11 protein-coding genes are annotated in these 14,000 nt (G+C 67.6%); 3 read left to right on the forward strand and 8 right to left on the reverse strand.

Annotated elements, in window-relative coordinates; translation table 11 throughout:
- Window positions 1-4: 4 nt before the first annotated feature.
- Genes AC3ANW_RS21880 through AC3ANW_RS21890 form a run of 3 tightly spaced genes read left to right on the forward strand, consistent with a single transcriptional unit; the run spans window position 5 to window position 1,632 of the window.
- Window positions 5-850, forward strand: coding sequence for a transglutaminase-like domain-containing protein (locus tag AC3ANW_RS21880; RefSeq protein ID WP_488342930.1), 846 nt, complete (start codon window positions 5-7; stop codon window positions 848-850).
- Between the two features lie 39 nt (window positions 851-889).
- Window positions 890-1,513, forward strand: a complete 624-nt coding sequence (locus tag AC3ANW_RS21885; protein ID WP_488345497.1) for a hypothetical protein — start codon at window positions 890-892, stop codon at window positions 1,511-1,513.
- On the forward strand, window positions 1,408-1,632 hold the full coding sequence (locus tag AC3ANW_RS21890; protein WP_488345487.1) for a porin: 225 nt from the start codon (window positions 1,408-1,410) through the stop codon (window positions 1,630-1,632). Before AC3ANW_RS21885 ends, AC3ANW_RS21890 begins: the two co-directional genes overlap by 106 nt.
- A 34-nt stretch (window positions 1,633-1,666) precedes the next feature.
- Here the strand turns inward: AC3ANW_RS21890 and AC3ANW_RS21895 are convergent, their stop codons facing one another.
- From AC3ANW_RS21895 to bcsB, 8 genes are all read right to left on the reverse strand, one after another.
- On the reverse strand, window positions 1,667-2,833 hold the full coding sequence (locus tag AC3ANW_RS21895; RefSeq protein ID WP_488342931.1) for an alginate O-acetyltransferase AlgX-related protein: 1,167 nt from the start codon (window positions 2,831-2,833) through the stop codon (window positions 1,667-1,669).
- A 12-nt stretch (window positions 2,834-2,845) separates the two neighbouring features.
- Window positions 2,846-4,252 carry an MBOAT family O-acyltransferase gene (locus tag AC3ANW_RS21900; RefSeq protein ID WP_488342932.1) on the reverse strand — a complete coding sequence of 469 codons (1,407 nt, stop codon included), beginning with the start codon at window positions 4,250-4,252 and terminating at the stop codon, window positions 2,846-2,848.
- A gap of 47 nt (window positions 4,253-4,299) precedes the next feature.
- Window positions 4,300-4,965 (reverse strand): alginate O-acetyltransferase AlgF, encoded by a 666-nt coding sequence (locus tag AC3ANW_RS21905; RefSeq protein WP_488342933.1) that lies wholly within the window; start codon window positions 4,963-4,965, stop codon window positions 4,300-4,302.
- Complete coding sequence (locus AC3ANW_RS21910; RefSeq protein ID WP_488342934.1) at window positions 4,962-5,615, reverse strand: SGNH/GDSL hydrolase family protein; 654 nt, start codon at window positions 5,613-5,615, stop codon at window positions 4,962-4,964. Before AC3ANW_RS21910 ends, AC3ANW_RS21905 begins: the two co-directional genes overlap by 4 nt.
- A gap of 19 nt (window positions 5,616-5,634) precedes the next feature.
- Window positions 5,635-8,382: a tetratricopeptide repeat protein gene (locus AC3ANW_RS21915; protein ID WP_488342935.1), complete on the reverse strand. Its 2,748-nt coding sequence runs from the start codon at window positions 8,380-8,382 to the stop codon at window positions 5,635-5,637.
- Window positions 8,358-9,542, reverse strand: coding sequence for a cellulose synthase complex periplasmic endoglucanase BcsZ (gene bcsZ, locus AC3ANW_RS21920; protein WP_488345488.1), 1,185 nt, complete (start codon window positions 9,540-9,542; stop codon window positions 8,358-8,360). Before bcsZ ends, AC3ANW_RS21915 begins: the two co-directional genes overlap by 25 nt.
- A gap of 9 nt (window positions 9,543-9,551) precedes the next feature.
- Complete coding sequence (locus tag AC3ANW_RS21925; RefSeq protein WP_488342936.1) at window positions 9,552-11,516, reverse strand: cellulose synthase subunit BcsC-related outer membrane protein; 1,965 nt, start codon at window positions 11,514-11,516, stop codon at window positions 9,552-9,554.
- A 73-nt stretch (window positions 11,517-11,589) separates the two neighbouring features.
- Window positions 11,590-13,974: a cellulose biosynthesis cyclic di-GMP-binding regulatory protein BcsB gene (gene bcsB, locus AC3ANW_RS21930; RefSeq protein ID WP_488342937.1), complete on the reverse strand. Its 2,385-nt coding sequence runs from the start codon at window positions 13,972-13,974 to the stop codon at window positions 11,590-11,592.
- Window positions 13,975-14,000: the final 26 nt, after the last annotated feature.

Below are 14,000 nucleotides of genomic sequence, written 5' to 3' on the forward strand. Positions count from 1 at the left end.
TTACATGACCGCCACTACCGCACTGCGCTGCGACCTCGAATACGAGATCGACACTCCATCCCACTTCATGATGCACATCCAGTGCGCACAAAGTCCCGACCAGTATGTGGCGAGCGAGCAGCTGACCATCAACCCCGAGGTGCTGATCCGTTCGTCGTGGGACGCCGGCACCGGCAACCGCCTGTTCCGTTTCGACTTCGGCCCCGGCAAGCTGCGTATCCGCTACGACGCGCGGGTCGACATGCTGCGGCCGCCCATCGACAGGACCCTGCCGGAGATGGACGTGAGCCAGATCCCCGACCACGTCATGCCTTACATGATGCCCAGCCGCTTCTGCGAGTCGGACACGCTGAGTGCCGATGTCCAGCAACTGTTCGGCCAATGGAACCGCGGTTACCAGCGGGTGGACGCCATGTGCCAATGGATCCGCGACAACATCGAATACCGCATCGGCACGAGCGGCGCCACTACCAGCGCGGCGGATGTGTTCCGCGACCGCGCGGGGGTCTGCCGCGATTTCGCCCATCTGCTGATCGCCTTCTGCCGCGCGCTGAACATCCCGGCGCGGCTTGTGGTCGGTTATGTGCATTTCAGCGAGCCGCCGCAGGACTTCCATGCGCTGACCGAGGTGTGGCTGGGCGGGCGCTGGGTGCTGTTCGACGCCACGGCGCTGGCACCGGTGGAAGAACTGGTGCGTGTGGGCACCGGCCGCGACGCGAAGGACCTGGCCTTCTCGACCATCTACGGATCGATGCGCATGACCCATATGCACATCCAGGTGAATGCGGACGGCAGCCCTGTTTCGGACAACCCCGACCCGATCGAGGCGACGGTGCGGCAGTTCAGGTAGATACAACAAACCTGAGCGGGACCTAGGGATTACCCGAGGGTGTCACGGGCGGTTTTTCTAATGACTGTCAGTCCTTCTGAAATGAGGCTGACTTTTCAAATACAGAAATTCCATTTCGAAGGCGGCGTGGCGCTCGACAACGGCCGCGGCACCGGTTCGGGTACCGGCTTCGGTTTCGAACGTCGTTCCACCGTCAGCCTGAGCAGCAAGACCCTGGGCGAACTGCGCCTCGGCGATGACAAGGTGGCCTCTTGCCTGAACATCGAAACCTTTGATCCGTGCGACGACATCGGCGTGGGCGCCGTGGGTGCCTCCAACATGATCGGCAGCGCCACCACCGCCACCGGCACGCCGGAAGCAGTGCAATGCTGCCGGCGGCACCGCCACCACCGAAGTCAACCACAAAGCACCACGCCGGGCGGCTCGTACAACTTCGGCATCGTCAAGCCCATGCTGCAGTTCGCCAACGAAAAGGGCAACGGCCGCAAGATCGACATGTTCCTGATCGGCGTCACCGCCCCCCGGGCGCGGGTGAACTGCGTGCTGCTTTCAGCACCATCAAGAACAAGACCGTCAACGACGCGGATTCGCAGAAGTTCGCCATCGGCTACGGCTACAACCTTTCGAAGCGCACCCAGGTCTGCGGCACCATTGCCCGCGTGAGCAACGACGGTGCTGCGGCGCGCGGCCTGGCGGTCTCGTCGTCTTCGCTGGCCAGCCCGACCATCGCCGCCGGCAACAACGTGACCGGCTACGAAATCGGCCTGCGCCACAGCTTCTGAGCCGGCGTCCCATTCTTCATCAGCGAGCTCGGGTTCAGGGCAGGGACCAGCGCTCGCCGTGCGCCGGCAACTGCAGGGTGCGCTCCGGTATCTCCCAGACGATGAGTTTCGGCGGCGTCTGCTTGAAGGCATCGCTGCTGAAGTAGGCGCCGGCCGAGCCCCAGAAATTGCCGCCATCCTTCGCAAAACTCGCGACTGGCGACTGAACCGCTGCGGCCAGGAATTCCGAAAAGTGCGAATTGCGCGAGAACGAGGTGCCGATCAGCGCCACGGTTGGCAGGTTCTGGTCGCCGAACAGTTCATCTTCAGCCGAAGCCGCCGCTCCGCCCGCCGGTGCCTTGCGGGGCGTGAAGATGCTGCCGACCGCCTGTTCCGGCGCCGGCTGCCAGGACGGCGGCAGGCCGTCGATGCCTGCCAGCCGCACCAGGTCGCCGGGCCGCGGCACGGGAGCCGAAGTCTGGATGTCGTAGTCCTGGTGGGGTTCCGGGTCGATGCCCAGTGCGCGGATGCCGGCGGCGACGGCCTGTGCTGCGGCAGCGGCGCCGGCTTCGTTCCAGTGAGTGTCGGTGCGCAGAAAGGGCTCGGTGCCGCGTTCCTGCAGGGCCTGCAGCGCCGGTGTGGTGTCGATCACGGCCACATCGGATGCCTTCAGGCGGCTGATCCAGGCGCGCAGCCGGTTCTCGAACACAGGCGGACGGTTCAGGGCGCAGAGTTGTCGTGTATCGACGCGGCTCTTGTCGGGCACCATGGCCACGACCAGCTGGATGCCGCGCTGGCGCAACTGGTCGCGGATCCCGACGACCGCCCGGGCACGTGCCGTCTGCTGCGCGATGGCGTCCTTCTGCGGTGCGAGTTCCTCGGCCAGGAACAGCCAGCCGGTGCAGCCCTGCCGCACCTGCGGACCCAGGTCGCCGATGGCCAGCCAGCTGCCCTGGCGCTCCAGCGTCGCCGAGCGGCTGGCCATGGGCGCGTCGGCCAGCGCAGAAGCCATGTCGCGCATGCTGGCGCCGTCCAGAAAGGCTTCTTTTGTCAGCGGATGCGGCGCCAGGTCCAGCCGGTCGGTCGCGACCGCTACCGCGGTCGTGACGAGGCCGGCGGCCATGAACACCAACAGGACCGCACCCGACACGCGGGATGCCAGGCTGCGCGGATGGGACGCTTCGATGGGCGGGGCGGCGTTGGCGGCGGACGGTGCGGTCATGGTGGCACTGCCTCAGAACTGGAAGTACAGGAAAGGCACCGCGCCTCGGCTGGCGATGAGTGCGAAGGACAGCAGGAAAGCCGGCACTGGCCAGAGTGCACCGATGGCGGCCAGGCGCGGCCCGGCGCGTTCCGCCAGTTGCGGAGCCAGCGCCGGCCACACCACGCAGGCCACGCCCAGCGCAAAAGCCAGCAGGTGCGAAGTGCGCAGTCCGGCCAGCAGGGCATCGCCGAATTCGAAACCGCCGTGCAGGCCGAACTGGCCGGACAGCATGTTCAGCGCGCTGTCGAAGTCGTGGGCGCGGAACAGGGTCCAGGCCAGCATCACGAAGAGCAGGGTCAGCACCCGGGCCGGCACCTGCGGCATGTGCCGGCCGCCGGCGCTGTAGACCCGCGCACAGCACAGGGCCGCGCCGTGGGCGATGCCCCAGAGCAGATAGTTCCAGCTGTCCCCGCCGTGCCACAGGCCGGCGATGGCCATGGTGAGCAGCAGGTTCACGTAGGTGCGCAACGGGCCGACCCGGTTGCCGCCCAGCGGGATGTAGAGGTAGTCGCGGATCCAGCTGGACAGCGACAGGTGCCAGCGCCGCCAGAAGTCCTGGATGCTGCGCGCCAGGTAGGGATGGTTGAAGTTCTCCGGAAAATGGAAGCCCAGCATCAGCGCGATGCCTATGGCCATCGCGCTGTAGCCGGCGAAGTCGAAAAACAGCTGCAGGGTATAGGCGGCGCAACCGATCCAGGCATCCGCGAAACCCGGCCGCGCCTGCGAGAAGGCCAGGTCGGCGATGGGCGCCAGGGTGTCGGCCACCAGCACCTTCATGCTGATGCCGACCATGAAACGCCGTGCGCCCGCGCCGAAACCGCCCCAGCCGAAACGCCGGTTTCCGATTTCTTTCTTGACCCAGTCGTAGCGGATGATCGGCCCGGCGATCAGCTGGCCGAACATGGCCTTGTAAGCGGCGAAAGCGACAAAACTGCGCTGCGCCGTCACCGTGCCGCGGTACACGTCGACCAGATACGAGATGGCCTGCAGCACGATGAACGACAGGCCGATCGGCAGCACCACCTTCTGCCAGGCGATGGGCATGGCGCCGGCATGGCCGAGTGCAGTGTTGAGGGTCTCGACGACGATGTTGGCGTACTTGAACCAGCCCAGCAGGCCGGCCATGACGACGATCAGCACGGTGAGCTGGATGCGTTGCCGGCGTTTGTCGGCAGTCGCCGCGATCACCAGGCCGCCGCCCCAGGTCAGGGCGGTCAGCCCGACCAGCATCAGCAGATAGGGCGGGCTCCACCATCCGTAGAAGATCCAGCTGCCCGCCAGCAGCGTCCCGTTGCGCAGGCTGTTCGGTGTGAGCGCATAGGCGATCAGGAACAGCGGGAAGAACAGCAGCAGGAATTCGAGCGATGCAAAGACCATGGGCGATGGAGTCCAGCGCCGCGGGCGCCTGCGGATGGAAACGCGCGTCAGCGCGCGATGCTGTCGGCGGTGAATACGAGTTTGGATACGCCCGGCGCGGTCGGCACCAGCAGCAGGCTGTAGCGTTCGCCGGCCTTCAACGTGCCCAGGTCCACCGGAGCGCCGCGCGGCTTGCCTTCGCAGGTGGGCTGCACGGCGAGTGCGATGGGGTTCACCATGCGCCGCTGCACCGTCTTTTCAGCCACGCCCTTGAACATGGAAACCGCCTTGCCGGCCGTTTCCAGTCCGGCGGCCTTGCATCCGTTGTCGAAGTTGTAGAAGGCGACAGCCGACTTGAGTGCGTTGAAGTCGTCCGGCGATTCGCTGATCACCGCCGTCGAGATGCCCTTGCCGCCTGGGCCCGGCAGTGCGACCAGGGTCGAGAAGGCGCCGGGTTTGGTCTTGACGCTGACCTTGCCGGTCTGGCCGCCGCCTTCGAGCTTGCCGCCGATGTCGGTATTGGGTTTGACCGACAGGTATTCGGATACCGGCGCGCTCAACGGCAGCGGCAGCCGGGCCTTGCCGGACACCACTTCCAGCGGCTGCTCGGTGGCGTTGACGAAACGCACGAATGCGGCGTCCTGTCCGGGGCCTGTGTCGTAGAGCGCGGTGCCGGCAGCTTGGGCGGTTACGCAGCCGGTGGCCGCCAACGCGATCAGGGCGAGCTTTTTCATTTCTTCTTGTTCAGGTCGGGAGCTTCCTGGAGGGCCTTGACGATGGCGGTGCCCCAGGACTTGTAGCCTGAATCGGTGAAATGCTGGCCGTCCACCGTGCGCCATGCGCCGGGCTTCGAGAAGGTGGTCGAGTCGATATAGGTGCAAGGCGCGACGTTGCTCGACAGGAAGGTGTTGACCGTCTTGACGCCTTCGAACGTCTTGCCGAACTTGCCGCCTTCGGTGCCCCAGGCCGGTCCGATCCAGGCGCAGGCGGCGCCGGAGGACGCGATGTCCTTGGTCAGGGCCGACACCTGCTGGTAGGCCCAGGCGCGCGGGTACGGCGACTGCTTGTAGCCGCCGATGGTGTCGCCCTGCACCACGATGATGAGGTCGATCTTTTCCTTGGCGATCACCTCCTTGACCGGCACGGTGGCAGCGGCCGCGCCGATGAAGGTGATGGGGCCTTCGTTCACCCGGTCGGCACCGCCGCAATGGCTCTGCACGACCTTGGTCCAGTCGCCCGGCACCGAGCCGCAGACGCCCAGGCTGTGCACCTTGGCACCGGCCTGCACCAGCGGGACGTGCAGGCTGTCGACCAGGTAGCCGGCATTGGACATGTGGCTGTCGCCGATGATGAGAATGCTGAGTCCGGCGAGGGTGGCGAGCATGGGGATCCTTCAGTTCGTTTCAGCGCGTGGTGCGCGCAGGTGGCAATCCGAAACCGGACGTGTCCGGTGTTTCAGTGGATCGTACCGAACGAGCCGATGCTGCGAAAGGGTTGTCTGCTGACACGGGGGCCGTGCCGGTCGATTGCGGGCGCTCCGGCGGTGGCGCGCTCAGCACCGGGTCGCGTGCCTTCACGGCCTCTGCCGCCCTGGTCAGGTAGGCCACGGCCTGGCCCGGTTTGCCCTGGGCGCGCAGCAGGCGGCCGCGGCCCGCCAGCACGTCGGGGTTCTGAGGTGCCAGCGTTTCCGCCCGGCCGAGGAGCTCGTCGGCGCTGCCGTAGTCGCGCTGCAGGGTGGACAAGCCGGCGGCGCCCACCAGGGTGTTCACGTCGTCCGGGTTGCGGGCCAGCATGTCGCGGTAGATGGCACGCGCCTGCTGATGCTGGCCGGCGTCGTCGTACATGCGGGCCAGAACACCCAGCAGCACCGGGTCCTTCGGCGACGCGGCAAGTGCGGGCCGCAGCACTTCATAGGCTTCGGGCAGCCGTTTTTGCTTGCGCAGGGCTTCGGCCTGCCGGCCGATATAAGCGGTGCGCAGTGCCTGGTAACGGGTCAACTGGTCGCCCACCAGCGGGCTGGCCTGCGAACGGGCCTGCAGTTGTCGGAGCACGTCGGCCAGGCCGCGGTCGTCTTCGACGGCCAGCAGCACGCTGCCATAACGCAGCTGCAGGGCGATGGTGTTGGCGCTGTCGGCCGGGTTGCGTGCCGAGCGCTCGATGGCACCGCGCAGCAGTTCACGGGCGCGGGTGAAGTCGCCCATGTCCACATGACCCTGCGCCACGATCCCCAGCAGGTCGGCGTCGTCGCCCACCCGCGAGGCCGCCTGCGCCAGCAGGGCGTCTGCATCGGCGCGCCGGCCGTCGTGGGCCAGTGCCAGCGCCTGATCGGTCTGCACATGCACCGCGGCGGCGCGCTGCAGGGTGGCGTGGGCCCTGGTGCGGTCGGCCGGCGGAATGCGCTCCAGCAGTTCCAGAACACCCGCCCAGTCGCGTACATCGCCGCGGAACAGGGCGGTGGTGTAGAGCACGTTGACGTCTTTCGGCTTGCGCTCCAGCAGGGACTCCATCTGCCGGCTGCCGCTGGAACGGGCGCCGTTGCGCAATTCAAGGCGCGCCAGTTCGAGGTTCATCCAGCCGTTGTCGGGCTGCAGCTCGACCGCCTGCTGGAATTTCTGCCGGGCATTAGGGTCCTGCCCCTGCGCCGCGAAGGTCCGGCCTTCGGCCAGCGCCACTTCGGCACGCAGCCGGGCGACGTCCAGGCTGGCGCGCTGTTCGGCCGACATGTCGTCGATCATGGCCAGCGCCTCGTCGGGCCGGCCGGTCTTCGACAGGGTGCCGACCAGTCCGCTCAGCGCCTGCATGTCGTCGGGCTCACGCTGCAGCACCTTGCGGTAGATGCGTTCCGCCTCTTCCGGCCGGTCCATGTCGTTGTAAAGACTGGCCAGGCGGTTCTCGGCGTTGCTGTCTTCTTCCTCGAGCTTGATCGTGAGCGCCTGCTTGAGCAGGCGCTCGGCCTCGTCGAAGCGGCCGGCGCTGCGGGCGGTTTCGGCCTGGCCCAGCAGTTCCCAGTAGGTCACGGTGTCGAGCAGGATCTTCCAGCCTTCCTGCCCGTCCAGGTCATACACCCGCTTCAGCAGGACCTTGGCTTCCGAGAAACGCTCCTGCTTGAAACGCAGCAGGCCCAGGCCGCCCACCGCGTCGGCATAACGCGGGTTGATGCGGATGGCTTCAGTGAACTCGGCGTCCGCCTCGGCGTATTTGTTGTTGCGTACCAGCGCATAACCGTCGGCGGTGTGCAGGGCTTCCGGTGCCAGCTTCTTCTCGACGGCGACGGCCGACCGCGCGTTCTGACCGCCACGCGCAGAACCTGTGCGCCCAACGCCCTGTCCGGGGAGCTTGGGCCCCCGGCCGGCCAGCTGTTCGCGCAGTTCGGTGTCGTCCGGGTTGGCTGCCAGGTATTCGCGGAAGATCGGCTGGTAGGCGGCGGGTGGCGGAGAACCCAGCCAGCCCATGGACTGGCGCAGCTGTTCGCCGGCGGCGCCGCCGTCGGGCTTGCGGGATTCGGCCAGCAGGATGCGCATGGCTTCGAGCCGGGTCTTTTCGGTCAGCAGGCGCATGCCGGCCAGGCTGGTGCGGGCCTGGGTATCGTTCGGCGAAGTCCGCAGGATGCGTTGCAGGCCGGCGATCGCCTCGTCGCGCCCGCCGGTCGAATAACCCAGCACCGAGTAGTACTCCACCGCCAGCGGGCCGACCGGCTCGCGGCCCTTGAACAGGGACTTGTATTTGGCGACCGCGTCTTCCATGCGTTTCTGGCGCACCAGCAGGCGGGCATCGTCCAGCTCGGCCTGGCCGGTCGCCGAACCGGTGTCGATGTCCATCTCGAGCGTGGCGAGTTGCGGGCTGTCGGGATGGGCCGCGCGCAGCCGGTCCAGGTAGCTGCGGGCTTCGGCCGGTTTTTTGGCGATGACCGCCAGGCGGCCGAGACCGGCCAGTGCCTCGGCGTTGTTGGCGTCGATCGACAGCAGTTTCTTCCAGGCTTCGGTCGCGCGGTCGGCCTGGCGGGCCTGCCAGTAGCGGCCCTGCTGGACAAGCGCCGATATGGCGGCCTCCGATTGCGGCGGCGGCGCCGCCTGCGCCGATGCCACGCCATGCGCGGACATCAGCAGGGAAACCGCGGCAGCGGCGATCAGTGAACGGGTGTGGCTCTGCATGGCTTTGTCCAGGCCGGCTCGAGTGCGCCGGATCGGGTGAATTGATAGCGCCCATCCAGCCATCCCTGGCCGAACAGCGAGAGCACGACGTCGTAGTACGGCGGCTGGCGTTGCTGTGAGTTCTGCGGCAGCAGCGCTTGCTGGAGACCGTCGATCACCCGCTGGCGCTGGATTTCCAGCGCCCTGGTGGCGCCTGCGGCTCGCAGCATGGGCAGCATGGCTGCGGAGAAACCGAAGGGGCCGGTGCCCTTCGGCACGCCGGTCGAGACGGCGACGGATTCGGGCGGCTGGCCGTTGGCGACGGTCGCCTTCAGCTGGCCGGCGAGTTGCGAGCGCAGCGGTGCAGACAGGGCGTCGGACGGATGCGTGATGCCGGCCCACAGGTAGGTGCGGATCGCGTCGTAGCTGCCGACATCGCCCTTTTCGGGGTGGATGCCGAAGCTGCCCTTGCCGGTGTCGTCGAGCGTGAAGGCGGTCCAGTCGGGCGCGAAGCCCGACGGCCGGGTGATGTTCTCGTACAGCGTCGCGGTGTTGCGCGCCACGGCACCCCACGGCCCCAGTGGCGATGCGGACACCAGGCGGCGCAGCACCGGCGGCGGCTGGTAGCTGGGGTTGAAGGTCCAGCGCTCGGGGTTGTGGTGCACGAAGCCCAGTTCACCGGGCAGCAGCATCGGACCCAGGCCGGGCACGTTGGCGATCTCGCGTTTCTCGACCTCGGCCAGCAGCAGGCGGGCGTCACGTTCGTAGGCCGGCTCTTTCCAGAGGCGTGCGGCCTCCAGCAGCGAATAGGTGAACCACAGGTCGGCGTCGGAGGCCGAATTGGTGTCCAGCACACGCCAGGTGTTGTCCGGTGCCAGGCCCCAGAACCAGGCCGGCAGGCGGCCCTGCACCTGGCCGCCCATCAGGTTGCTGACGGTCCAGCGCCAGAGGCTGTCGAAACGCGGCCGGTCGTTGGCGATCAGCGCAAACAACATGCCGTAGGACTGTCCTTCGGAAGAGCTGTGTTTCTGCGGCGTGCTGGCGTCGATCACACGGCCGTCGGCCTGCACGAAGAAGCTGACGAACGCCTTCCACAGCGGCCAAGGCGCCGTGCAGTCGGGCGCTGCCCAGGCCGGCGCGGTGGCGGCGGCAGACAGCAGCGCAAGACAGTCACGACGCATCACGGCCGGTCAGCTCCCATACGGGGAACGAACCGGGTTGACCGGCATGACCTGCGGGCCCTCGTGCGGACGGAAGGCGTAACGCACGTACAGGCTGCCGGCGTACTGGCGGTAGTCGCGCGAGTTGTCGATGCCGAGGCGGCCGCCCAGGAACCACTGCGGTTCCAGCTGGTATTCGAGTGCGGCGGACAGGCCGTACCCGAGGCCGGTCTTGCTCTGCGCGGCATAGGTGGTGCCGGCGGCGGCCTGCTGGCCGGCGTCGGTCGGGAAGTAGTCGGATGCGTCCTGGCGCAGGTGCTGCACACCCAGCGAACCCTTGACCTGGTACGACAGCCGGCCGGTACGCTGCGCCCATTCGACCGGAATGCCGAGCGACACGAATTGCTGCGGGCTGAAGTAGCCGCCCTGGCCGAAGGTGTAGTAGCCCAGGTTCTTGTCGAAGGCCATGCCGCTCAGCGCCAGGCCGGCGGTCAGGGTGGTGTCGGGCTGCCTGATCAGGCGCCAGTAGACGCCGGCGCCATATTCGCCGCGCGTGTTGGTCGCGACGTCGTGTCCGAGCAGCCGGGCCAGGCCGGCGTAGCCGTAGACACCATAGGTGCCGCGGTCGTAGGTGGCGTCCAGTCGGCCGCCGTTGGCCGAGACACCGCCCCATTCCTGGCCGGTGCGGGCATCGCGGGCGCCGGCGAAAGACAGCACGCTGTCGTTCATCGCGCGGCGCGACAGGTTCATGGTGAAGCTGAGCTCTTCGTTCACCGGCATGCGGTAACGCACGCCGCCGTTGATGTCCGTGTAGCGGAAACCCATGGGCGTGGTGCCGATGTCGACTGCCAGGTTGCCCTGCTCATAGCCCACGCCGACGCCGACGCCGGATTGGTTCTGGGTGCCGGCCGACGCGCCGGGCTGCGCGGTCGCGACCACCGGGCCGCCACCGAAACGGCTGATGCTGTTGAACGACGTGTCGATGGTGCCGGTATGCAGCGCGACCGGCGTGACATGCGCGGTCAGCGTGCCGTCGCCGAGATCCATGCGCAGGCGCATCGGCACTTCGGTGTCGGTCAGCGAACTGGTGCCCTTCTCGCCGGAACGCGAACGCACCACCACACCGACCGACACCTCGGGGACGCCGCGCTGGGCCTGGATGTCGGAGATTTCGCCCTGCAGGTTGCGCAACTGGACCTGTGCCGGGCTTTCGTTGAGCAGCTTGTTGCCGCGAGGCGAATAGGTGTAGTCGGTTGCGGATGCGGCTGTCATCGCCCGGCTGTCGGGCGCCGGCGCTGCGGTCGGCAGGAAGGCACGCGGCGTGGTGCTGTCGACCGCGGGCGCCGGCGTCAGCACCGGGGCCGGGATGACAAAGTCGGTCGCCGTTGCGGCGCCTGCGGGCGCTGCGGCGGTGGCGGTAGCGGTCGTGGCCTTATCGACCGGCAACACCGCTGCCGGCAGGTAGGCGGTGCCGGTCAGCGGCACCGGGGCGGTCCCGGGGGCCGTTACGCCGGCGACCGGCGCCGCAGCCGCGGCCGGCACGTTGCGCTGGATTTCCGCCAGGCGGTTGCGCACGGCGGTGTCGTTGGGGCGCAGGCGCAGGTAGGCCTGGTACAGCGGAATGTCGTCAGCCTCCGGCTGGGCCCAGCCGAGCGCGGCACGCCAGCTGCCGATGGCTTCGCGACCGACGGTGGGGTCGGATGCCAGTTGCGACAGCTGCACGATGCCGCTGCGCAGGGTGTCCTGCTGAGACGACAGCATCTGTGCCAGCGCCAGGCGCGAACGCATGTCGCCGGGCTGTTCGAGCACACGTTGTTCGAGTGCCCGTCGGGCGTCCTGCGGATTGCCCGAAAAATCGGTCACAGGTTGGCGGGAGAGAAGCGCGGTGGCTTCTTTCGCCTGCTGCGCGTTGCGTTTGTTCGCGGCCATTGCAGGCATCGCTGCCAGGGCGCTCAACAGGCACAGAACGAAGGTGCGGCTACGGGGTGGATGCATTTGCTTCTCGCAAGAGACGCTGAAAAAAAGCGACCCGCCGCGTTGCTGGAACACGGCGGGTCAGGTCATGGCCTCAGGACACCAGGCGGTTGCGGGCCCGGGCGCGCAGCACCACGTAGATCACGATCGCCAGCAGTGCCGCACTCAGCAGGCCGACCAGCACCAACAGCAGCGGATTGTTGGCGAGGAAGTACTGCAGATGGGTCAGCGGGCCCAGGCGGCCGACGTGGTAGGTCTGCTCGGCCACCAGGCTGGCGACCTGGTCGCCACGCACGGCGGCGACGCTGCCCTGCACATGCTTGACCAGGTCCGGATCCATCAGCGCATCGACGGTGGTGCCCAGGCTTTCCGGGCTGTTGGCCGAGATCAGCACCACGCTGCGGCCACCGGTCAGCGGCGACTCGAAACCGGAAATCACGCCTTCGGAACCATCGCTGACGAACTTGACTTCCTCGCGCCGGTTTTCCGCGTTCAGGCGGTGCTTCTGGTCCCACCAGTCGAGGAAACGATGGCCCATGTCGGACATCGGGAAGGTGCGGGCAGCCGGGGTGATGGCCGACGGAATCGTGTCGGCCCACTTCTGCAGCAGGGGCTGGTTGGCGCCGGATGCGAACACCAGCAGGTCCTTGTTGCCCACCGTGTCGACACCGGCCGCGCGCGCCACGGTGACGCCGGTGGCCGGGTAGCCACTGGAACGGCCCATCAGGCCCATGACGTCGAGGTAGGCGGTCAGGTCGGCGGCGTTGGCGCCGTCGGGCAGCACCACGGCGGTTTCGGACAGGTCGGCCAGGCGGGTGAACGGGAAACCGGCGTTGCCGAAAGCTGCCAGGTCGGGCATGGCCAGGTAATGCGAGAAACCGGAGATGTCGACGGTCGAGTCGGCGTCGATGGCTCCCTTGACGTTGTCGAGCATCACGTCCTTGCAGAAACCCTGCTTGATGTAGTCGTAGTAGTAGTGGAACTGCAGCTGCGACTGCGAAGGCAGCATGAACATCGGCACACGAAGTTGTTCACGCGCCATCACGGTGCCGTCCTCGGTCGAAGGCAGCAGCGCGCTCAGTGCGGCCGGCACGCCCCGTTCGACCGCGAGCAGCGGGTACGACCGCAGGAACTGCTCGTTGACGTTGATGTTCAGCGAAGACTTGTCAGTGGTCGGACGCGGCGTGTAGCGGTAGCGCAGGTCGACCGGCACGCCCTTCTCGCGCCAGCCGAACAGGTCTGGCGGCACACGGAAGTCCAGGCGGACCAGGTCGGGGGTGTAGCCCGAGACGTTCAGCGTGCGCTGGTCGGCGATTTCACCGAAACGCACCGGGCGGTCGCTGCGCAGCCACGACGGAGCGTCGTAGGGCTTGCGGGGTGCGATGTCCTTCAGCGGTTGCACCTGGGCCACGCGGCCCGACAGCGTGTTGCCACCGACGGCCAGCACATTGGCGGCCACCTTCAGGTCGGCGGCATTGCGGCCCATCACGACCAGCAGCTTGGAGACCGGATCGCGCGGATTGGTGACCATGGCCACGGACGGGCCGGTGGGCACCGGCAGCTCGACGCCCGGAATGCCGGTGTTGCCGGTCATGAAGACCACAGCGGCGCCTTTTTCAGGGATGCCGTCGGGCATGGCCGGGAACTTGGCGGTGCGGTAGCCGGCCAGCGAGCCGAACCACGAGGCGACGGTGCCCGCTGCTTCCAGCGTGGCCGGTTCGGCATTGCCGACGAACACGAAAGGCAGCTTCAGGCCGCGCACGTCGCGGCGGTCGAAGAACGGTGCGGGCAGCAGGTTCAGGTCGTCCGGCAGCGCGATCGGCGCCACGGTGAGTTCGAGCACGCTCTGGTTGGCGATGCTGGCCCACAGGCTGGTGTGCGTCGGGTCTTCGCAGTCCAGGGTGTAGTGGCCGATCAGCTCCAGGTCGAGCCGGTTGAAGTCGGTGATCATCCGCACGGGGATGTTGACCTCGGTCTCCAGGTCGGTGCCGGCCTTTTCGCGCGGCACGGCGATGGTCTGGGCGACTTCCTGGTTCACCCGCACGTTGATGTGCGAGATGTTCGACAGCAGCGCCGGCGAATAGGCGTATTTGAGCTTCAACTTGGCCGACACGACGACTTCGTCGGCCCGCACGCTGAAGGGCACGCCGCCCTGGCCCTGCACGCCGCGCAGCTGCAGCGGATAACCCGCACCCAGCTGCTTCAGCGAAACGGCGTAGGTGCGCTGCGCACCGGGAGGCGCCGGCGGATTGACCGTCGGGCGGCCGACCACGCCTGCGGGCGAGGTCGAGATGTCGTTGGAACTGCCGGCACCGGCGGTGGTCGACGCGTCGGTCGGCTGCGTGCTTTCGGCCTTCTGTACCTTTTCGGCCTTGCGGGCAGTCTTGGCGTGGGCGTCTTGCGTCGGCAGGAGCACCGCGGTGCCGAGTGCCAGCGCGATAGCCGCGGGGAGTACGCCACGGACCAGAGCCGTTCGCACGCGAGGCGTTGTTGCTGTTGTCGGAC

It is taken from the genome of Xylophilus sp. PBN-3R, assembly GCF_057747805.1.

Coding starts and splice junctions, on each gene's coding strand:
- AC3ANW_RS21905 (WP_488342933.1), bottom strand. CDS start 4,965: ATGAAAAAGCTCGCCCTGATCGCGTTGGCGGCCACCGGCTGCGTAACC.
- AC3ANW_RS21915 (WP_488342935.1), bottom strand. CDS start 8,382: ATGCAGAGCCACACCCGTTCACTGATCGCCGCTGCCGCGGTTTCCCTG.
- AC3ANW_RS21900 (WP_488342932.1), bottom strand. CDS start 4,252: ATGGTCTTTGCATCGCTCGAATTCCTGCTGCTGTTCTTCCCGCTGTTC.
- AC3ANW_RS21910 (WP_488342934.1), bottom strand. CDS start 5,615: ATGCTCGCCACCCTCGCCGGACTCAGCATTCTCATCATCGGCGACAGC.
- AC3ANW_RS21880 (WP_488342930.1), top strand. CDS start 5: ATGACCGCCACTACCGCACTGCGCTGCGACCTCGAATACGAGATCGAC.
- AC3ANW_RS21895 (WP_488342931.1), bottom strand. CDS start 2,833: ATGACCGCACCGTCCGCCGCCAACGCCGCCCCGCCCATCGAAGCGTCC.
- bcsZ (WP_488345488.1), bottom strand. CDS start 9,542: ATGCGTCGTGACTGTCTTGCGCTGCTGTCTGCCGCCGCCACCGCGCCG.
- AC3ANW_RS21925 (WP_488342936.1), bottom strand. CDS start 11,516: ATGCATCCACCCCGTAGCCGCACCTTCGTTCTGTGCCTGTTGAGCGCC.